This is a genomic window from Cupriavidus sp. SZY C1, from assembly GCF_032190535.1.
Taxonomy (GTDB): Bacteria; Pseudomonadota; Gammaproteobacteria; order Burkholderiales; family Burkholderiaceae; genus Cupriavidus; species Cupriavidus pauculus_C.
Map to the genome: position 1 here is coordinate 143,925 of NZ_JAUANU010000007.1, position 19,644 is coordinate 163,568.

At 69.4% G+C, this 19,644-nt stretch carries 14 protein-coding genes; 5 read left to right on the forward strand and 9 right to left on the reverse strand.

Annotated features, from left to right (window positions below; all coding sequences use genetic code 11):
• Nucleotides 1-7: 7 nt before the first annotated feature.
• Nucleotides 8-1,543 carry a threonine ammonia-lyase, biosynthetic gene (gene ilvA, locus QTN24_RS13320; protein WP_313837650.1) on the reverse strand — a complete coding sequence of 512 codons (1,536 nt, stop codon included), beginning with the start codon at nucleotides 1,541-1,543 and terminating at the stop codon, nucleotides 8-10.
• 201 nt (nucleotides 1,544-1,744) lie between these two features.
• On the opposite strand from ilvA, the gene otsB reads away from it, so the two are divergent.
• Genes otsB through QTN24_RS13335 form a run of 3 tightly spaced genes read left to right on the forward strand, consistent with a single transcriptional unit; the run spans nucleotide 1,745 to nucleotide 5,833 of the window.
• Complete coding sequence (gene otsB / locus QTN24_RS13325; protein ID WP_313837652.1) at nucleotides 1,745-2,545, forward strand: trehalose-phosphatase; 801 nt, start codon at nucleotides 1,745-1,747, stop codon at nucleotides 2,543-2,545.
• On the forward strand, nucleotides 2,542-4,407 hold the full coding sequence (locus tag QTN24_RS13330; protein WP_409559019.1) for a glycoside hydrolase family 15 protein: 1,866 nt from the start codon (nucleotides 2,542-2,544) through the stop codon (nucleotides 4,405-4,407). Before otsB ends, QTN24_RS13330 begins: the two co-directional genes overlap by 4 nt.
• 31 nt (nucleotides 4,408-4,438) lie before the next feature.
• Entirely contained in the window at nucleotides 4,439-5,833 is a 1,395-nt protein-coding gene (locus QTN24_RS13335) for a trehalose-6-phosphate synthase (protein WP_124682484.1), read from the forward strand.
• 522 nt (nucleotides 5,834-6,355) lie between these two features.
• On the opposite strand, the gene QTN24_RS13340 is transcribed toward QTN24_RS13335, so the two are convergent.
• The 8 genes from QTN24_RS13340 to QTN24_RS13375 form a co-directional block, all read right to left on the reverse strand.
• On the reverse strand, nucleotides 6,356-6,961 hold the full coding sequence (locus tag QTN24_RS13340) for a nucleotidyltransferase family protein (protein ID WP_313837655.1): 606 nt from the start codon (nucleotides 6,959-6,961) through the stop codon (nucleotides 6,356-6,358).
• Nucleotides 6,958-8,013: an XdhC family protein gene (locus QTN24_RS13345; protein WP_313837657.1), complete on the reverse strand. Its 1,056-nt coding sequence runs from the start codon at nucleotides 8,011-8,013 to the stop codon at nucleotides 6,958-6,960. Before QTN24_RS13345 ends, QTN24_RS13340 begins: the two co-directional genes overlap by 4 nt.
• Nucleotides 7,986-8,591 carry a carbon monoxide dehydrogenase subunit G gene (locus QTN24_RS13350; RefSeq protein WP_313837659.1) on the reverse strand — a complete coding sequence of 202 codons (606 nt, stop codon included), beginning with the start codon at nucleotides 8,589-8,591 and terminating at the stop codon, nucleotides 7,986-7,988. The genes QTN24_RS13345 and QTN24_RS13350 overlap by 28 nt, the downstream gene beginning before the upstream one ends.
• A gap of 31 nt (nucleotides 8,592-8,622) precedes the next feature.
• Nucleotides 8,623-9,819 carry a VWA domain-containing protein gene (locus QTN24_RS13355; protein ID WP_313837661.1) on the reverse strand — a complete coding sequence of 399 codons (1,197 nt, stop codon included), beginning with the start codon at nucleotides 9,817-9,819 and terminating at the stop codon, nucleotides 8,623-8,625.
• Between the two features lies 1 nt (nucleotide 9,820).
• Nucleotides 9,821-10,717: a MoxR family ATPase gene (locus QTN24_RS13360; RefSeq protein WP_313837663.1), complete on the reverse strand. Its 897-nt coding sequence runs from the start codon at nucleotides 10,715-10,717 to the stop codon at nucleotides 9,821-9,823.
• Nucleotides 10,718-10,842: 125 nt separating this feature from the next.
• On the reverse strand, nucleotides 10,843-11,643 hold the full coding sequence (locus QTN24_RS13365) for an FAD binding domain-containing protein (protein WP_124682478.1): 801 nt from the start codon (nucleotides 11,641-11,643) through the stop codon (nucleotides 10,843-10,845).
• A gap of 14 nt (nucleotides 11,644-11,657) precedes the next feature.
• On the reverse strand, nucleotides 11,658-14,042 hold the full coding sequence (locus QTN24_RS13370) for a xanthine dehydrogenase family protein molybdopterin-binding subunit (RefSeq protein WP_124682477.1): 2,385 nt from the start codon (nucleotides 14,040-14,042) through the stop codon (nucleotides 11,658-11,660).
• An 11-nt stretch (nucleotides 14,043-14,053) separates the two neighbouring features.
• A complete protein-coding gene (locus QTN24_RS13375) occupies nucleotides 14,054-14,569 on the reverse strand; it encodes a (2Fe-2S)-binding protein (RefSeq protein ID WP_124682476.1) in 516 nt (171 codons plus the stop codon).
• Between the two features lie 267 nt (nucleotides 14,570-14,836).
• On the opposite strand from QTN24_RS13375, the gene QTN24_RS13380 reads away from it, so the two are divergent.
• The gene (locus QTN24_RS13380) at nucleotides 14,837-15,415 is read left to right on the forward strand and encodes a YqaA family protein (RefSeq protein WP_124682475.1); all 579 of its coding nucleotides are present in this window, start codon (nucleotides 14,837-14,839) and stop codon (nucleotides 15,413-15,415) included.
• A 174-nt stretch (nucleotides 15,416-15,589) separates the two neighbouring features.
• Nucleotides 15,590-19,564, forward strand: coding sequence for an FAD/FMN-binding oxidoreductase (locus QTN24_RS13385; protein ID WP_313837667.1), 3,975 nt, complete (start codon nucleotides 15,590-15,592; stop codon nucleotides 19,562-19,564).
• Nucleotides 19,565-19,644 lie beyond the last annotated feature (80 nt).

The following is a 19,644-nucleotide window of genomic DNA, read 5'->3' on the forward strand; positions in this document are numbered from 1 at the left end:
GCGGGTCTCAGGCCAGGAACAGCTTGTAAACGGGGTTGTCGGTCTCGTCCCAGTGTACGTAACCGAGCGTGGAAAGGAAGGTGCGGAACGCGCGCTTCTCGTTCTTCGGCACCTGGATGCCCACCAGGATGTTCGACGTGTCCGCGCCCTGGTTCCGGTAGTGGAACAGGCTGATGTTCCAGTTCGGGGCCATGCTGGACAGGAACTTCATCAGCGCGCCCGGCCGCTCCGGGAATTCGAAGCGGTACAGCAGTTCGTCCTGCGCCAGCGGCGAGTGGCCGCCCACCATGTAGCGGATGTGCTGCTTGGCCAGTTCGTCGTTGGACAGGTCCAGCGTGTCGAACCCGTGGCGGCGGAAGTTGGCGGCGATCTTGTCGTTCTCGCTGCGCGCGGCGATCTGCAGGCCCACGAAGATGTGCGCCACGCCCTTGTCGGCGATACGGTAGTTGAACTCGGTCACGCTGCGGGTGCCCACCTGCTCGCAGAAGCGCCTGAAGCTGCCGCGTTCCTCGGGGATCGTCACGGCGAACACGGCCTCGCGGGCCTCGCCTACCTCGGCGCGCTCGGCCACGAAGCGCAGGCGGTCGAAGTTCATGTTCGCGCCGCAGGCGATGGCCACGAGCTGCTGGCCCTTGAGCTTCTCGCGCTCGGCATAGGCCTTCAGGCCGGCCACGGCCAGCGCGCCGGCCGGTTCCAGGATGCTGCGGGTGTCCTGGAACACGTCCTTCAGGCCCGCGCAGATCGCGTCGGTATCGACCAGGATGATGTCGTCCACCAGCTCGCGCGTGATGCGGAAGGTTTCCTTGCCCACCAGCTTCACGGCCGTGCCGTCCGAGAACAGGCCCACGTCCTTCAGTTCCACGCGCTTGCCGGCGTCGACCGAGCGCTTCATCGCGTCGGAATCGAACGTCTGCACGCCAATGACCTTGATCTCGGGGCGCACGGCCTTGACGTAGGCGGCAATGCCCGAAATCAGCCCGCCGCCGCCGATGGCCACGAAGATCGCGTGGATCGGGCCCGGGTGCTGGCGCAGGATCTCCATGGCGATGGTGCCCTGGCCGGCAATCACGTCGGGGTCGTCGAACGGGTGGATGAAGGTGAGCTTCTGCTTGGCCTCCAGCTCGGCCGCGTGCAGGTAGGCGTCGCTGTACGACTCGCCGTGCAGCACGATGCGGACCCATTCGCCGCCGCGCTCGCGCACCGCGTCGATCTTCACCTGCGGCGTGGTGGTGGGCATGCAGATGATGGCCTTGCACTGCAGCCGGGCGGCGGCCAGCGCCACGCCCTGGGCGTGGTTGCCGGCCGACGCGGCGATCACGCCGCGCTTCAGTTCCTCGTGCTTCAGCGACGCCATCTTGTTGTACGCCCCGCGCAACTTGAACGAGAACACGGGCTGGGTGTCCTCGCGCTTGAACCAGACCGCGTTGCCGGTCCGCGCCGACAGGGCCGGGGCGTAGGTCAGCTCGGTCTCCTGGGCCACGTCGTAGACCTTGGCGGTCAGGATCTTCTTCAAATAGTCGGGCTTGGGCGGAGTGCGGGTCATGGTCAGCGGGGGCGCCACGCGGGCGGCGTGCAAAAAAAGCCGGAAAAATCGGCGGAAACCGCCAATGATAATGGATGGCGCCGGCGCGGGCCCCACCACGGCCGCACCGCGCACCGGCCACGCCGGCGTGCCGCAAGGGCCACAGTTGTAGGACAGCGCCCGGTGGACGCTTGTCAAAACCACGTGTTACGGTTTCACGCGATGCCCCCGTTACCTCTGATCGAACCCAACACCGCGCTATTCCTGGACTTCGACGGCACGCTTGCCGATCTTGCGCCGCTTCCGCACCTGGTGCAGGTGGAACCGGAACTGGTTGGCACGCTGCGCGCGTTGCATACCTGCCTGGGCGGCGCGGTGGCCATCGTGTCCGGCCGGCCCGTCGCCGAGCTGGACGATTTCCTGCAGCCCTTGCGCCTGCCGGCCGCCGGCATCCATGGCGCCGAGTTCCGCAATGGCGCCGAGCGCATCGCGCGGCCGCCGGCGCCGGGCATCGGCCCGCTGCTGCCCAAGCTTGAGGCGCTGGTCGCCCGGCATCCGGGGCTCAGGCTCGAACGCAAGTCCGTGGCCGTGGCCGTCCACTATCGCCAGGTGCCAGACCTGGAGCCGCTGGTGCGGGCCGCCGTGGCCGACGTGCTGCGCGACGCCATCGGGCTGGAGGCGCTGCCCGGCAAGATGGTCATCGAGATCAAGCCGGCCGGCGTGGACAAGGGCGGCGCGATTGCCGCGTTCATGCGCTCGCCGCCGTTCGCCGGCCGCCTGCCGCTGTTCGCCGGCGACGATGTCACCGACGAAGCCGGCTTCACCGTGGTGCGCGAACTGGGCGGCATCGGCCTGCTGGTGGGCCAGCGCGCCTCTGCCGCGTCGCACAGCCTGCCCCGCCCGGCGGACCTGCGCGAGTGGCTGCACCAGTCCGCCCATGCGCTGACGCACCTGCTGGCGCAGCGCCAGGACCCCCCGTCCGACCCCCTCTCACCCCCATCTGCCCGGGAGGATACGTTGTGAGCGAACCTGCCAACCTGAACCCTGCCATCGCCACGGAGGCCCCCGCCGTCAATACCGATTCCGATACCTCGTCGCGCCACGCCGATCCGTCGCTGTCGCTCGGGATGATCGGCAATTGCGCGTTCTCGGCGCTGGTGGACGGCCGCGGCCGCATCGTCTGGTGCTGCATGCCCCGCTTTGACGGCGACCCGGTGTTCAACGCGCTGCTGGACCCCAGCGAGAACGCCGGACACTTCAACATCGAGATCGAGGACTTCCAGGAAGCCACGCAGTGGTACGAGCCGAACACGGCCGTGCTGCGCACCCAGCTCACCGACCGGCACGGGAGCTGCCTGGAAATCACCGACTTCTGCCCGCGCTTCTTCCGGCTCGGGCGCTATTTCCGACCGTTGACGCTGGTACGGCGCATCCGCCCGATCCGGGGCGCGCCGCGCGTGCGCGTGACGCTGGCGCCGCGCTACAACTACGGCCGGCACGCGCCGCACGTCACGCGCGGCAGCAGCCATGCGCGGTTCGTCGGCGAGGACATGACGCTGCGCCTGACCACCGACGCGCCGCTGGCCTACGTGCTGTCGAACACGCCGTTCCTGGTTACGCGCGGCTACAACTTCATCCTGGGACCCGACGAGACGCTCACGCACAGCGTGGAGGACATCGCGCGCGATTTCGAGCAGGAGACCACGGCGTACTGGCGCCTGTGGAGCCGCCGGCTGGCCGTGCCGCGCGAGTGGCAGGACGCGGTGATCCGCGCGGCCATCACGCTGAAGCTGTCGCTCTACGAGGAAACCGGTGCCATCGTGGCCGCCATGACCACGAGCATCCCCGAGGCGCCGGGCAGCGGCCGCAACTGGGACTACCGGTTCTGCTGGCTGCGCGACGCCTTCTTCGTGGTGCGGGCGCTGAACAGCCTGTCCGAGGTCGGCACGATGGAGGACTACCTGCGCTGGCTGTCGAACGTCGTGATGCAATCCCAGGACGGCCATATCCAGCCGCTCTACGGCATCGGCCTGGAGCGCGAGCTGCCCGAAAGCATCCTGGACCACCTGGGCGGCTACCGCGGCATGGGGCCGGTGCGGGTGGGCAACCAGGCGCAGGAACACTTCCAGCACGATGTGTACGGCAACGTGGTGCTGGCCGCCGCGCAGGCGTTTCACGACCACCGGCTGCTCCATCGCGGCGGCCCGGCCGAATTCCAGAAGCTGGAGGACGTGGGCGAGCAGGCCGTGCGCGTGTTCGGCACGCCCGACGCCGGCATGTGGGAGCTGCGTACGCGCGCCCGCATCCATACGTCGTCGGCGCTGATGAGCTGGGTGGCGTGCGACCGCCTGGCCAAGATCGCCGTGAAGCTGGAGCAGCCCGCGCGGGCCGCGTACTGGCACGACCACGCGGACCGCATGAAGCGGCGCATCCTGGAGGAGTCCTGGAGCGAGAAGCGCCAGGCGTTCGCGGAAAGCTTCGGCGGCAAGGAACTGGACGCCAGCGTGCTGCTGATGGCCGAGGTCAACTTCATCGACCCCCGCGACCCGCGCTTCGTGTCGACCGTGAAGGCGCTGGAAGAATCGCTGTGCGACGGCCCGTACATGCGGCGCTACGAGGCGCCCGACGACTTCGGCAAGCCCGAGACCGCGTTCAACATCTGCACGTTCTGGCGCATCGACGCGCTGGCGCGTATTGGCCGGCGCGAGCAGGCGCGCGAGATCTTCGAGGCCATGCTGGCCGCGCGCAACCCGCTGGGCCTGCTGTCAGAGGACACCCACCCGGTCACCGGAGAGATGTGGGGCAACTTCCCGCAGACCTATTCGATGGTCGGCCTGATCAACGGTGCCATGCGGCTGTCGGCACCCTGGGACACCGTGATCTGAGGAAAGGATTCGCAACAACAAGAAGCGATATATGGGCAGACTAGTAGCAGTATCGAACCGGGTCGCGGACCCGCGCAACCACGCGGCGGGCGGGCTCGCAGTGGCGCTTTCCGAAGCGCTCAACAAGACGGGCGGCCTCTGGTTCGGCTGGAGTGGCAAGGTGTTGGAAACCGCGCAGGGCGGCACGCCCGGCGAGGGCGAACTGCATCAGACGCAGGCCGGCAACGTGACGCTGGCCACCGTGGACCTGTGCCGTGAGGACCACGACGCGTATTACCTGGGCTACAGCAACGGCGTGCTCTGGCCCGTGCTGCACTACCGCGTGGACCTGGCCGACTTCGACGCCGGCGGCAACCTCAACGCCTACCGCCGCGTGAACCAGCTGTTCGCGCGCAAGCTGGCGCCGCTGCTGAAGCCCGACGACGTCATCTGGATCCACGACTACCACCTGATCCCGCTGGCGGCGGAACTGCGCGCCATCGGCTGCGGGCAGCGCATCGGCTTCTTCCTGCACGTGCCGCTGCCGCCGCCGCTGATCCTGGCGGCCATCCCGCAGCACGAATGGCTGATGCGCGCGCTGTTTGCGTACGACCTGCTGGGCTTCCAGAGCCAGGCGGACCTGGACCACTTCTCGCGCTACGTGCAGGGCGAGGCCGGCGCGGAGCCGATGGGCGAGTACCGCTTCCGGGCCTTCCACCGCACGGTGCGCGCGCAGGCGTTCCCGATCGGCATCGACGTCGACGAGTTCGCGGAACTGGGCCGTGGCGACGAGGCGATGGAAACCTACGAGATGATGCGCGGCCAGTACTCGACGCGCCGGCTGCTGCTGGGCATCGACCGGCTCGACTACTCGAAGGGCCTGCCGCAGCGGCTCAAGGCGTTCCAGACGCTGCTGTCCGAATACCCGGAAAACCGCTCCAGCGCCACGCTGATCCAGATCGCGGCACCGTCGCGCGAATCGGTGGACGCCTACGCCGACCTGCGCCGCGAGATGGAAGGCATCACCGGCGCCATCAACAGCGAGTACGGCGAGCTGGACTGGATGCCAGTGCGCTACATCCACCGCTCGACATCGCGCCGCCGGCTGCCCGGGCTGTGCCGCGCCAGCGCCGTGGCGCTGGTCACGCCGCTGCGCGACGGCATGAACCTTGTCGCCAAGGAATACATCGCCGCCCAGGACCCGGACGACCCCGGCGTGCTGGTGCTGTCGCGCTTCGCCGGCGCGGCGGAGCAGTTGAAAGAGGCGCTGCTGGTCAACCCGTACGACACCCGCGCCACGGCCCAGGCCATCCAGCAGGCGCTGCACATGCCGCTGTCGGAACGCCGCTCACGGCACCAGAAACTGCTGGAACGCATCCGCCAGCAAGACGTGCACTGGTGGAGCAGCGAATACCTGCGGGCGCTGATGGAGACAGAGGGCGGCTGAGGGCTGGTGCTTTGCGTCCGGCTCCCGCGTGTGAGATGGGAGCCGGCATGCGGTCATGCAGGCCGCGTCAGCCAGCACTACGTTTGCGCCCGACGCTTGTTTGCTCCCCTCTCCCGCAACGCGGGAGAGGGGCCGGGGGTGAGGGCTGGCGGTCCAAATTGCGAATTGTCGGCAAGCAGATCCTCGACGCCCTCACCCCCAACCCCTCTCCCACTGCGTGGGAGAGGGGAGCCGGCATGCGGTCATGCAGGCCGCGTCAGCCAGCACTACGTTTCGCCCGACGCTTGTTTGCTCCCCTCTCCCGCAACGCGGGAGAGGGGCCGGGGGTGAGGGCTGGCGGTCGCAAATTGCGACCTGTCGGCAAGCAGATGCTCGACGCCCTCACCCCCAGCCCCTCTCCCACTGCGTGGGAGAGGGGAGCCGGCATGCGGTCATGCGGGACGCGTCAGCCAGCACCGCGTGGCATCGGCGAGCCAGCCGCCGGCGCATCGCTGTCTCTCAGCGCCGGCGCATCGCTGTCTCTCAGACCAGGTCGCCCGGCACGTCGATATCGCGGAATGCGGCGTCGTCCTCGGTGAGGATGCGGGTGACCGGCTGGGATTTCAGCAGCGCGCGGGCGCCTTCGTCGCCGTCCAGTTTCAGCAGTTCGTCGCGCCATGCGGCGCCGAAGCCGACAGGATGGCCGCGGCGGCCGTCGCGCCAGGGGGCGGCGATGGTGTCGCGCGAGGTGATGGTCAGCGCCACGGCGCGGACCAGTTCCATCGACAGCCACGGCATGTCGGCCAGCGCGACCACCCAGCCGCGGGCGTCGGCGCTGGCGGCCACGCCGGCGCGCAGCGCGGCGCCCATGCCGGCTTCGGCTTCGGCCGATTCGATGACCCTACAGCCGCCGCGTTTCAGTTCGGCCGCCAGTTCCGGGTGGCCGGGCCGCACCACCGCGATCGAGTTTGGCAGGCCGGCCGCCAGTGTGCGGGCGCTGCGCCATGCCACGGTGCGGCCGTCAGGCATCGTTTCCAGCAGTTTGTTGCGCAGGCCGGCCGGGTCGAAGCGGCGGCCAAAGCCGGCGGCCAGCAGGATGCCGGTGGGCAGGTCGGTCTGCGTGAGCGGGGCGCGGGCGGGCCTGGTCATGGCTGGCTGGCGGTCACGGGTGCGCCGCCCGGCAGGATCGGGCACTCGGCCTCGCCCGCGGCAATCTCGCGTGCGGCCTTGGCGCCTTCCACCTGCAGGATGTCGGGCAGCGACACGTGGTTCTTGGCGGCGACCACCTCGGCCAGGATCGAAATGGCGATCTCGGGCGGCGTGCGGCTGCCGATGTAGATGCCCACCGGCCCGTGCAGCCGGGCCAGTTGCTGCTCGCTCAGGTCGAACTCCTTGAGCCGCTCGCGGCGCGCGGTGTTGTTGCGGCGCGAGCCCAGCGCGCCGACGTAGAACGCCGGCGTGCGCAGCGCCTCCATCAGCGCCAGGTCGTCGAGCTTGGGGTCGTGCGTCAGCGCGATGACCGCGCAGCGCTCGTCCAGCCGCATGGCCTCGACGGTGTCGTCGGGCATCGTGCGGACCATGGTCACGCCGGGGATGTCCCACGTCTCCGTGTACTCCTCGCGCGGGTCGCAGACGGTGACCTGGAAGCCCAGCCCCACTGCGATCTGGCACAGGTACTTCGATAGCTGCCCCGCGCCGATCACCAGCATGCGGTAGCGCGGCCCGTGGATGGTCATCAGCGTGCGGCCGTCGAACGACAGCCCGTCGGCCGCCTGCGCGTGGCTCAGCGTGGCGCGGCCGGTGGCCATGTCCAGCGAGCGCGCCACCAGGCGGCCCTGTTCCACGGCGCCGAGCAGTTCGGCAATGCCGCTCTGCGGCCCCAGCGGCTCGGCCACCAGTTCGATCGTGCCGCCGCAGGGCAGCCCGAAGCGGTGCGCTTCCTCGGCGCTGATGCCGTACTTCATCGCCTCCGGGCCCGCCGCGCGGATGCCCTCCTTGTGCACGCGATAGATGATGTCGTCCTCGATGCAGCCGCCCGAGACCGACCCGACCACCAGGCCGTCGTCGCGCACCGCCAGCATCGCGCCTTCGGGGCGGGGCGACGAGCCCCACGTCCTGACCACCGTCACCAGCAGCACGCCGTGTCCGGCCTGCTGCCACTTCACACTGCTCTTCAGGACTTCGAGATCCACGCTGTCCATGATCGTTTCCGCTTGCCTGCCTGTTCCTCGCCACCGTCGGCGTCGCCGTCTTCGGTGGCCCCATTGCTCTGGGAGTTGTCGTTGTTGTCACTGCCCGGCGCCATGCCGTCGCCGTCATCGCCCGCCTCTGCGGGGCCGCCGGTCACCGCCTCGGTGAAGCGCGCGAAGAACGTGTCCGCCATCTTGCGCGCGGCGGCGTCCACCAGCCGCGAGCCGATCTGCGCGATCTTGCCGCCCACCTGCGCCTGCACCGTGTAGGCCAGCAGCGTGGCCGCGTCACCGTCGGGGGTCAGCGTGACGCGGGCCGACCCCTTGCCGAAGCCGGCCGCGCCACCCTGTCCGTCGAACTGGATCGTGTAGCTGTCCGGCGCCTGGATGTCCTGCAGCGCCATGCGGCCCTTGAAGCGCGCCTTGACGGGGCCGACCGCCGCGGTGAGCGCGAGCTGGTAGGCGTTGTCGCCATCGGGCTCGATGCTCTCACATCCGGGAATACATTGCTTGAGCAGGGCCGTGTCGTTCAGCGCCTCCCATGCCACCTGCTGCGGCACGGGCAGCCGCTGGGTCTGGATCATTTCCATCGCGGATTTCCTCCTGTAGGGCCGGTTTGTCTCACCGGTGGGACAGACGGGGCGGGCGGTCGTCCGCCAGCAGCGTTTCCAGCGCCAGCAGGCTGTCCAGGTTGTGCGCGGGGCGCAGCGCGTCCACGTACGGCAGGATGGCCTGGATGCCGCGCGCCTGTGGCGCAAAGCCCGCATAGCGCAGCAGCGGGTTCAGCCAGACGATGCGGTGCGCAAAGCGCCGCAGCCGGGCCATTTCCTGCGCCAGCAGGTCGATGTGTTCGAGGTCGATGCCGTCGCTGACCAGCAGCACCGTGGCGCGCCCGGCCAGCGTGCGGCGCGCCCATTGCCGGTTGAACGCGGCCAGCGCCGCGCCGATGCGCGTGCCGCCGGCCCAGTCGCGCACCTGCCCGGCGATCAGCGTCACGGCGTCGTCCGGGTCGCGCTCGCGCAGCCGGCGCGTGACGTTGGTGAGCCGCGTGCCGAACAGGAACACGTGCATGCGCTCGCGCGACTGCATCAGCGCGTGGCAGTAGTACAGCACCGCGCGCGAGTACTGGCTCATCGACCCCGAGATGTCGAGCAGCAGTACCACGGGCGGCTTGCGCGCGACCTGCCGGCGGTGCTTCCAGCGCAGCCATTCGCCATGCTGGCGCACGGCCAGCCGGGCGCTGGCGCGCAGGTCGGCGTGGGTGCCGGCCGTGGCGGCGCGCAGCCGGCGCGTGCGTTGCAGCGCCAGGTGGGCGCGGCGGGTGCGGACCAGGTGCTGCAGCGCGCGCCATTCGTCGGCCGTGAGCGTGTCGAAGTCGCGGCTCGACAGCCGTTCCTGGGCCGAGAACGTCAGCGGCGCGGTAAAGCGTTCCTCGCGCATCGGCGTGTCGGGGCGGGCGGCGGCCGGCTGGCGGGCGGCCAGCGCGTCGGCCAGCCGGTTGCTGCGCCGGGGCGGCGGCGCGCCGGCATCCACGCGCGGCAGCAGCATCGCGCGCAGCTTGCCCTCCCAGTCGGGGTCGCGCCAGAACAGGTCGAAGGCGGCGTCGAACAGCGGCCGCTGGTCTGGCCCGGACAGCATCAGCGCCGCCAGCGCCGCGCGTACTTCCTGCCGGGCGCCGATGTCGACGTGGCGCAGCGCCTCCAGCGCATCCACGGCGTGCGCCGGCGACAGCCCGAAGCCGGCATCGCGCAGCAGCCGCGTGAAATGCGTGACGTTGCGCGCCAGCATCGGCAGGGCGGGTGCGGCGGCGGGCGTCATCTCAGGCCGCCGGGGTGGCGCCGGCCAGCAGCTCGGCGATGGTCGGGCCGTCGGCGCGCGCCAGGTCGTCCTGGTACTTGAGCAGCACGCCAAGCGTGTCGCGCACCGACTGCGGGTCCAGTTCGGTCACGCCCAGCGCGGCCAGCGCGCGGCACCAGTCGATGGCCTCGGCAATGCCGGGCGCCTTGAACAGGTCGATGCCGCGCAGCCGGTGGATGAAGTCGACGGCCTGCCGCTGCAACGCGGCGGCGGCCTCGGGCGCGCGGGCGGCCACGATGCGCAGTTCGCGGTCGCGGCCCGGGTAGCCCATCCACTGGTAGAGGCAGCGGCGCTTGAGCGCGTCGTGCACCTCGCGCGTGCGGTTGGACGTGATCACGATCAGCGGCGGCCGTTCGGCCTGGATCACGCCGATCTCCGGGATCGACACCTGGTATTCGGACAGGATCTCCAGCAGGAACGCCTCGAACGGCTCGTCGGCGCGGTCGATCTCGTCGATCAGCAGCACGCGCGGCACGCCGGGCGCGGCGGGGTCGGGCAGCAGGGCTTCTAGCAGCGGGCGCTTGAGCAGGTAGTCGTCGTGGTAGAGCGACTGCTGCTCGGGCCGCTCGCCGCGCGCCTCGGCCAGCCGCAGCGCCATGATCTGGCGCGGGTAGTCCCACTCGTACAGCGCGCTGGCCGCGTCCAGGCCCTCGTAGCACTGCAGCCGCAGCAGGCGTGTGCCCAGGATGCCGGCCATGGCATGCGCCAGCGCGGTCTTGCCCACGCCGGGCTCGCCTTCCAGGAACAGCGGCCGCTGCATGCGCAGGGCCAGGTACAGCACCGTGGCCGCTTCGCGGTCGGCGTAATAGTGCTGGGTTTCCAGCGCGGCGAGGGTCTGGTCGATGGAGGTGGGGAGCATGGGCTACGCCGCTAGAGACATGGGACAAGGCTGCCGGGTCGATCCGGGCCGGTGGCGGCCTGGCAGGCCGGGCTCTCGGCCCCCGGCCCCTCTCCCGCGCGGGAGAGGGGCGCACCCAGGCGCCGTCACCCCTTCAGCGCCTGCTCCACCGCGCGGGCGGCCAGCACGGGGATCAGGTGGGCCCGGTACTCGGGAGAGGCGTGGAGGTCGCCGTTCAGGCCGGACGGGTCCATCCTGACCGCGCGGGCGGCGGCGGGGGTGAAGCTGGCCGACAGGGCCTGTTCCAGCGCCGGGGCGCGGAACACGCTGTCGGCCGCGCCGGTTACCGCCACGCGGACGGTGTTGCCGGTGCGGGCCACCATCACGCCGACCAGGGCGAAGCGCGATGCCGGGTTGCGCATCTTCTCGTAGCCGGCCTGGTCAGGTACGGGAAAGCGCACGGCCGTGATCAGCTCGTCGGGCGCCAGCGCGGTCTCGTAGAGGCCCTTGAAGAAGTCGTCGGCCGCAATGCTGCGGCGGTCCGTGACCACGGTGGCGTTCAGCCCCAGCACGGCGGCCGGATAGTCGGCGGCGGGGTCGTCGTTGGCCAGCGATCCGCCCAGCGTGCCCACCGCGCGCACCTGCCGGTCGCCGATCACGTGGGCCAGCGCGGCCAGGGCCGGGATGCGGCGCATCACGTCGGGGTGCGCCGCCACGTCGGCGTGCCGGGCGCAGGCGCCGATCACGAGTTCGTCGCCCTGCACGTGGATCTCGGCCATGCCGGGGATGCGGTTGATGTCGATCAGCGTCGATGGCGCCGCCAGCCGCAGCTTCATCGCGGCCAGCAGGCTCTGGCCGCCGGCCAGGATCTTGGCGTCGCCGTCGGCCTTGAGCTTGGCCACGGCGGACTGGGCGTCCGTGGCGCGTTCGTACTGGAATGCGTACATGGTCGTCTCCCCGGTTATGCCGCGCTACCCTGCGCGGACTGGATGGCCTGCCACACCCGGTGCGGCGTGGCGGGCATCTGCACGTCGCGCACGCCCAGCGGCGCCAGCGCGTCGACCAGCGCGTTGATGAAGGCCGGCGGCGAGCCGATGGCGCCGGCCTCGCCGCAGCCCTTCACGCCCAGCGGGTTGTGCGTGCAGGGCGTGCCGCTGGAGGTTTCCACCGTGAAGTCGGGCAGGTCGCCCGCGCGCGGCATCGCGTAGTCCATGTACGACCCGGTCAGCAGCTGGCCGCTGTCGGGGTCGTAGATGCACTGCTCCAGCATCGCCTGCCCGAGCCCCTGGCCAATCCCGCCGTGCACCTGGCCCTCGACGATCATCGGGTTGATGACGTTGCCGAAGTCGTCCACGGCCGTGAACTTGATGACTTCCGATTCGCCGGTGTCGGGGTCCACCTCCACCTCGCAGATGTAGGCGCCGGACGGGTACGTGAAGTTGGTGGGGTCGTAGAACGCGTTCTCGTTCAGGCCCGGCTCCAGCTTGTCGAGCGGGTAGTTGTGCGGCACGTAGGCGGTCAGCGCCACCTCGCCGAAGGTCTTGGTGCGGTCGGTGCCGGCCAGCCGGAACACGCCGTCCTGGAACTCGATGTCGGCGTCGGACGCTTCCAGCAGGTGGGCCGCGATCTTCTTGGCCTTGGCCTCGATCTTGTCCAGCGCCTTCATGATCGCCGACCCGCCCACGGCCAGCGAGCGCGAGCCGTAGGTGCCCATGCCGAACGGCACGCGGCCGGTATCGCCGTGCACGATCTCCACGGCGTCCAGCCCGATGCCCAGCCGGTCCGCCACGATCTGCGCGAACGTGGTCTCGTGGCCCTGCCCGTGGCTGTGCGACCCCGTGAACACCGTGACGGTGCCGGTGGGATGCACGCGGATCTCGCCCACTTCGAACAGCCCGGCCCGGGCGCCGAGCGCGCCGGCGATGTTCGACGGGGCCAGGCCGCACGCCTCGATGTAGCACGAGTAGCCCAGCCCGCGCAGCTTGCCGCGCTGTCTGGCCGCCTCGCGCCGCTGGGGAAAGCCGGCCACGTCGGCCAGCTCCTCGGCCCGCGCCAGGCACGGCTCGTAGTCGCCGGTGTCGTAGGTCAGGCCCACGGGCGTGGCGTACGGGAAGGTGCGGATGAAGTTCTTGCGGCGCAGCGCGGCCGGGTCGGTGCCGGTCTCGCGCGCGGCGGCTTCCACCAGCCGTTCCACCACGTAGGTGGCCTCGGGGCGGCCCGCGCCGCGGTAGGCATCGACCGGCGCGGTGTTGGTGAAGACGGCCTGCACCTCGGCGTAGATGGCCGGCGTGGCGTACTGGCCGGCCAGCAGCGTGGCGTAGAGGATGGTCGGCACGCTGCTGGCGAACGTGGACAGGTACGCGCCCATGTTGGCCACCGTGTGCACGCGCATCGCCAGGAACTTGCCGTCGGCGTCCAGCGCCAGCTCGGCCCTGGTCACGTGGTCGCGGCCGTGGGCGTCGGTCAGGAACGACTCGGACCGCTCGGCCGTCCACTTGACCGGCCGGCCCACCTTCTTCGACGCCCACGTGAGCGCCACGTCCTCGGGGTACAGGAAGATCTTCGAGCCAAAGCCGCCGCCCACGTCGGGCGCGATGATGCGCAGGCGCGACTCGGGCAGCCCCAGCACGAAGGCGCCCATCAGCAGCCGTTCCACGTGCGGGTTCTGGTTGGCCACGTAGACCGTGTAGCTGTCGTCCTGGCGGGTGTAGCTGGCGTTGACCGCGCGCGGCTCGATCGCGTTCGGGATCAGCCGGTTGTTGACGATTTCCAGCGTGGTCACGTGGGCCGCGCGCGCAAAGGCGGCGTCGGTGGCGGCCTTGTCGCCGTGGCCCCAGGTGTAGCAGGTGTTGGCGGGCACGTCGTCGTGGACCAGCGTGGCGGCCGACGCGGCGTTGGCCGGGCTGACCACGGCGGGCAGCTCGTCGTAGTCCACGTCGATCAGCTCCGAGGCGTCGCGCGCCTGCTGCAGCGATTCGGCGATCACCAGCGCCACCTGGTCGCCCACGTGGCGGACCTTGCCGTGCGCCAGGGCGGGGTGGGGCGGCTCCTTCATCGGCGTGCCGTCGATGCTGTGGATCAGCCAGCCGCAGGGCAGGCCGCCCACCTTGTCGGCGGCCATGTCGTCGCCGGTCAGCACGGCGATCACGCCCGGCGCGGACCGGGCCGCCTGCGTGTCGATCGACCGGATGCGCGCGTGCGCGTGGGGCGAGCGCAGGAAGTAGCCGTAGCTCTGGTGCGGCAGCGTGACGTCGTCGGTGTACTGGCCGTTGCCGGTCAGGAAGCGGTAGTCCTCCTTGCGCAGGACGGGCGTGCCGATGAACGGGTGCTTTTCGGGTGCGTTCATGACGGTCTCCGTTATTCGGCGCTGGCCGCGGCCAGGTCGCTCTGCTGCGGCGTGCCCTGGCCCTGCATGATCGCCTGCCCCTTCTGCACGGCCCGCACGATGTTGTGGTAGCCGGTGCAGCGGCACAGGTTGCCGTCCAGCTGCTCGCGGATGGCCTGCGCGTCGGCGTTGGGCTGGTGCTGGAGCAGCGAGGTGGCGGCCATGACCATGCCCGGCGTGCAGAACCCGCACTGCAGGCCGTGGCATTCGCGGAATGCCTGCTGCACCGGGTGCATCTGGCCATCGGGCGCCAGCCCCTCGATGGTGGTCACGGTGGCGCCGTCGACCTGCACGGCAAGCAGGTTGCACGACTTCACGGCCTGGCCGTCCAGGTGGACGGTGCAGGCGCCGCACTGCGCGGTGTCGCAGCCCACGTGCGTGCCGGTCAGGCGCAGCTGTTCGCGCAGGAACTGGACCAGGAGGGTGTTGGGTTCGACCTGGGCGTCAACGGGCTTGCCGTTGACCGTCAGGCGGATCGGAATGGCCATGCTTGTCTCCATGTGGGGTGTGCGCGCATGGCCAGCTCCGCCGATTCCCGAATGGATGACTGCGCGGGACTGGCCACGACGCGGTACTGCCGCTTGGTTGAGACGGCTATTTCGTGATATTGGTGCTGCCGGGTTTGCCCCGGCCGGCGCGGCGTAGTGAACGAATCGCCGCAACTGGCTCTAAAAGTAAATCACAAATCCTCAGGCCCTGCCATGCGGGTTGCCCTCCGGGGCCCGCGGCCAGGCGGCCTGGCCCACGCGCCGCCCATGGAAGCCTTTCTCGACTGGCTGTTCGACACCGTTGCCTTGCCCAAGGTGGGACTGCCCGCCATCTTCGTCGTCAGCCTGATCTCGGCCACGCTGCTGCCGCTGGGCTCGGAGCCGGCCGTGTTCGGCTACGTCAAGCTGAATCCGGACATGTTCTGGCCGGCCGTGCTGGTCGCCACGGCCGGCAACACGGTGGGCGGCGCCATCGACTGGTGGCTGGGCTACGCGGCCAAGCTGGCCGTGGTGCGCTTTCGCCAGCACCGCCAGCACCACGAGCACGAGGTGGAGCACGCCGAGCACCGGCCGCACCCGCGCAAGCCGCACAAGCCCAAGCTGGACAAGAAATATTCGCGCTGGATGCGCCGCCACGGCCCGCCGACGATGCTGCTGTCGTGGCTGCCCGCCATAGGTGATCCGCTCTGCACACTGGCCGGCTGGCTGCGGATGCCGTTCTGGCCGAGCCTGTTCTATATGGCGATCGGCAAGTTCCTGCGCTACCTGGTCATGACCGCCAGCCTGCTCTGGATCCCGGATTCGTTCTGGCAGGGCGCCGGCGAGGCGATCCGCCAGTGGTTCTGAATGCGCCGGAAGTCGGGAATTGCATGCAATCCGCGCGGGATTCCTGACAAATTCAGGGGTTATTGGTCCGAACCGCCGATGGTGCGGCGCAGCAAAACGAAGCGGTGCAGTACAATCGCGCTTTAATGAAAAACGCGCACTGTCCCCGTGCGCAGTTTCGAAGCGGTCCCGCCCATGAATGCCCCACTCGTGCTCGACGCCAAGCTCGCAGCGCAGGACGCCCCGCCGCGCCTGCGCGAGATCCCCTATAACTACACGTCGTTTTCGGATCGCGAGATTGTCATCCGTCTGCTCGGCGAGGAAGCCTGGCGCATCCTCCACGAACTGCGGGGCGAGCGCCGCACCGGCCGCTCGGCGCGGATGCTCTACGAGGTGCTGGGCGACATCTGGGTAGTCCGCCGCAATCCCTATCTGCAGGACGACCTGCTGGAAAATCCCAAGCGCCGCCAGATGCTGGTGAGCGCGCTGCACCACCGCCTGGCCGAGATCGAGAAACGCCGCGCCGCCGACCGTGCCGAGCACGCCGAGCCGGCCGCCGAGGACCGCTCGCACCGCGTGGAGCAGCTGGTGGCATTCGCCAAGCAGGCGATCGAGGCGTTCCAGCAGGAATTTGCCGATGCCTACGCGCTGCGCAAGCGCACCCAGCGCGTGCTGGGCAAGGTGACCCAGAAGGACAACATCAAGTTCGACGGCCTGTCGCGCGTGTCGCACGTGACCGACGCCACCGACTGGCGCGTGGAATACCCGTTCGTGGTGCTGACCCCCGACACCGAGGAAGAGATTGCCGGGCTGGTCAAGGGCTGCTTCGAACTGGGCCTGACGATCATTCCGCGCGGGGGCGGCACCGGCTACACCGGCGGCGCCGTGCCGCTGACGCCGTTCTCGGCCGTGATCAACACCGAGAAGCTGGAACAGCTGGGCGACGTGGAGATGACCGACCTGCCGGGCGTCGACCACAAGGTGGCCACGATCTACTCGGGCGCCGGCGTGGTGACGCGCCGCGTGGCCGACGCGGCCGACAAGGCCGGGCTGGTGTTCGCGGTGGACCCGACGTCGATCGATGCGTCGTGCATCGGCGGCAACGTGGCGATGAACGCCGGCGGCAAGAAGGCGGTGCTGTGGGGCACGGCGCTGGACAACCTGGCGTGGTGGCGCATGGTCGATCCCGAGGGCAACTGGCTCGAAATCACGCGGATGGACCACAACCTCGGCAAGATCCACGACGTGGCCGTGGCGACGTTCGAACTGACGTGGTCGGACGGCAACCGCCGGCCCGGCGAAAAGGTGCTGCGCACCGAGACGCTGGCCATCGAGGGCCGCAAGTTCCGCAAGGAAGGGCTGGGCAAGGACGTCACGGACAAGTTCCTGGCCGGCCTGCCCGGCGTGCAGAAGGAAGGCTGCGACGGCATCATCACGAGCGCGCGCTGGATCCTGCACCGCATGCCGAAGCACATCCGCACGGTCTGCCTGGAGTTCTTCGGCCAGCCGCGCGACGCCATTCCGAGCATCGTCGAGATCAAGGATTTCCTGGACGCGGAATCGAAGCGCGAGGGCGGGGCGATCCTGGCCGGCCTGGAACACCTGGACGAGCGCTACCTGCGCGCCGTGGGCTACGCCACCAAGAGCAAGCGCAACGCGTTCCCGAAGATGGTGCTGATTGGCGACATCGTCGGTGACGACGAGGACGCCGTGGCGCGCGCCACGTCCGAGGTCATCCGCATGGCCAACGGCAAGAGCGGCGAGGGTTTCATTGCCGTGAGCCCCGAGGCGCGCAAGAAGTTCTGGCTGGACCGCTCGCGCACGGCGGCCATCGCCCGCCACACCAACGCGTTCAAGATCAACGAGGACGTGGTGATTCCGCTGCCGCGGATGGGCGAGTACACCGACGGCATCGAGCGCATCAACATCGAGCTGTCGGTCAAGAACAAGCTCAAGCTCGTGGACGAGCTGGAAGCGTTCTTTGCGCGCGGCAACCTGCCGCTGGGCCGCAGCGACGACGCCAACGAGATTCCCAGCGCCGAGCTGCTGGAAGACCGCGTGCAGCACGCGCTGACGCTGCTGCGCGAGATCCGCGCCCGCTGGCGCTACCTGCAGGACCACCTGGACACGCCGCTGCAGACGGCCCGTGCGTCGCTGATCGGCCACGGGCTGGGGCTGCTGGGGCCGGCCTTCGACCAGCGGCTGCAGGTGCAGCCGGACGCGGCCGTGTTCCACCTGATGCAGGACCGCACGATCCGCGTGAGCTGGAAGAGCGAGATCCGCGCCGAGCTGCGCAAGATCTTCAACGGCGGCGAGTTCAAGCCCATCCTGGACGAGGCGCAGAAGATCCACAAGCAGGTGCTGCGCGGCCGGGTCTTCGTGGCGCTGCACATGCACGCCGGCGACGGCAACGTCCACACGAACATCCCGGTCAACTCCGACGACTACGACATGCTGCAGGACGCGCACCGCGCGGTGGCCCGCATCATGGACCTGGCGCGGTCGCTGGACGGCGTGATCTCCGGCGAGCACGGCATCGGCATCACCAAACTCGAATTCCTGACCGAGGACGAGATTGGCGAATTCCGCGCGTACAAGCAGCGCGTGGACCCGCAGGGCCGCTTCAACAAGGGCAAGCTGCTGCCCGGGGCCGACCTGCGCAATGCCTACACGCCTTCGTTCGGGCTGATGGGGCACGAGTCGATCATCATGCAGCAGAGCGACATCGGCGCCATTGCCGACAGCGTGAAGGACTGCCTGCGCTGCGGCAAGTGCAAGCCGGTCTGCGCCACGCACGTGCCGCGCGCCAACCTGCTGTACAGCCCGCGCAACAAGATCCTGGCCACGTCGCTGCTGGTGGAGGCGTTCCTGTACGAGGAACAGACGCGCCGCGGGGTGTCGATCAAGCACTGGGACGAGTTTTCGGACGTGGCCGACCACTGCACGGTCTGCCACAAGTGCGTGACGCCGTGCCCGGTCAAGATCGACTTCGGCGACGTGTCGATGAACATGCGCAACCTGCTGCGCAAGATGGGCCAGAAGAAGTTCAATCCCGGTGCCGCGGCGTCGATGTTCTTCCTGAACGCGACCAACCCGCAGACCATCAACCTGGCCCGCACGGCCATGATGGGCGTGGGCTACAAGGCCCAGCGCCTGGGCAACGAGGTGCTGAAGAAGTTCGCGAAGAAGCAGACCCAGCATCCGCCTGCCACGGTGGGCAAGCCGCCGGTGCAGGAGCAGGTGATTCACTTCATCAACAAGAAGATGCCGGGCAACCTGCCCAAGAAGACGGCCCGGGCGCTGCTGGACATCGAGGACAACGAGATCGTCCCGATCATCCGCGACCCCAGGCTGACCACGCCCGAGACCGAGGCCGTGTTCTACTTCCCGGGCTGCGGCTCGGAGCGGCTGTTCTCGCAGGTGGGGCTGGCCACGCAGGCCATGCTGTGGCACGTGGGCGTGCAGACCGTGCTGCCGCCGGGCTACCTGTGCTGCGGCTACCCGCAGCGCGGCGCCGGCCAGTATGACAAGGCCGAGAAGATGGTCAGCGACAACCGCGTGCTGTTCCACCGCGTGGCCAACACGCTGAACTACCTCGACATCAAGACCGTGGTGGTGAGCTGCGGCACGTGCTACGACCAGCTTGCCGGCTACGAATTCGACAAGATCTTCCCGGGCTGCCGGATCATCGACATCCACGAGTACCTGCTGGAAAAGGGCGTGAAGCTGGAAGGCGTGACCGGCACGCGGTACATGTACCACGACCCCTGCCACACGCCGATCAAGACGATGGACCCGACCAGGCTGGTCAACGACCTGATGGGCGGCAACCAGGGCGGCGGCAAGATCGAGAAGAACGACCGCTGCTGCGGCGAATCGGGCACGCTGGCCGTGACGCGGCCGGACGTGTCGACGCAGATCCGCTTCCGCAAGGAAGAGGAAATGCGCAAGGGCGCCGGCAAGCTGCGCGCCGACGACTTCAACGGCGACGTCAAGATCCTGACGAGCTGCCCGTCGTGCCTGCAGGGCCTGTCGCGCTACAACGAGGACGCCGCGGTTACCGCCGACTACATCGTGGTGGAAATGGCCAGGCACCTGCTGGGCGAGAACTGGATGCCCGAGTACGTGGCCAAGGCCAACGCGGGCGGGATCGAGCGGGTGCTGGTGTAACGCGGCAACGTCCGTCCGCGCCGTCTCAACGCCCCGCTCCCGCTTGGCGGGAGCGGGGCGCCAACCATCCACATCCCCAG

What these genes read in the sequence shown, in the direction of transcription:
- QTN24_RS13370 (WP_124682477.1), bottom strand. Translation starts at nt 14,042, where the DNA reads ATGAACGCACCCGAAAAGCACCCGTTCATCGGCACGCCCGTCCTGCGC.
- ilvA (WP_313837650.1), bottom strand. Translation starts at nt 1,543, where the DNA reads ATGACCCGCACTCCGCCCAAGCCCGACTATTTGAAGAAGATCCTGACC.
- QTN24_RS13375 (WP_124682476.1), bottom strand. Translation starts at nt 14,569, where the DNA reads ATGGCCATTCCGATCCGCCTGACGGTCAACGGCAAGCCCGTTGACGCC.
- QTN24_RS13335 (WP_124682484.1), top strand. Translation starts at nt 4,439, where the DNA reads ATGGGCAGACTAGTAGCAGTATCGAACCGGGTCGCGGACCCGCGCAAC.
- QTN24_RS13340 (WP_313837655.1), bottom strand. Translation starts at nt 6,961, where the DNA reads ATGACCAGGCCCGCCCGCGCCCCGCTCACGCAGACCGACCTGCCCACC.
- QTN24_RS13365 (WP_124682478.1), bottom strand. Translation starts at nt 11,643, where the DNA reads ATGTACGCATTCCAGTACGAACGCGCCACGGACGCCCAGTCCGCCGTG.
- QTN24_RS13380 (WP_124682475.1), top strand. Translation starts at nt 14,837, where the DNA reads ATGGAAGCCTTTCTCGACTGGCTGTTCGACACCGTTGCCTTGCCCAAG.
- otsB (WP_313837652.1), top strand. Translation starts at nt 1,745, where the DNA reads ATGCCCCCGTTACCTCTGATCGAACCCAACACCGCGCTATTCCTGGAC.
- QTN24_RS13350 (WP_313837659.1), bottom strand. Translation starts at nt 8,591, where the DNA reads ATGGAAATGATCCAGACCCAGCGGCTGCCCGTGCCGCAGCAGGTGGCA.
- QTN24_RS13385 (WP_313837667.1), top strand. Translation starts at nt 15,590, where the DNA reads ATGAATGCCCCACTCGTGCTCGACGCCAAGCTCGCAGCGCAGGACGCC.
- QTN24_RS13355 (WP_313837661.1), bottom strand. Translation starts at nt 9,819, where the DNA reads ATGACGCCCGCCGCCGCACCCGCCCTGCCGATGCTGGCGCGCAACGTC.
- QTN24_RS13360 (WP_313837663.1), bottom strand. Translation starts at nt 10,717, where the DNA reads ATGCTCCCCACCTCCATCGACCAGACCCTCGCCGCGCTGGAAACCCAG.
- QTN24_RS13345 (WP_313837657.1), bottom strand. Translation starts at nt 8,013, where the DNA reads ATGGACAGCGTGGATCTCGAAGTCCTGAAGAGCAGTGTGAAGTGGCAG.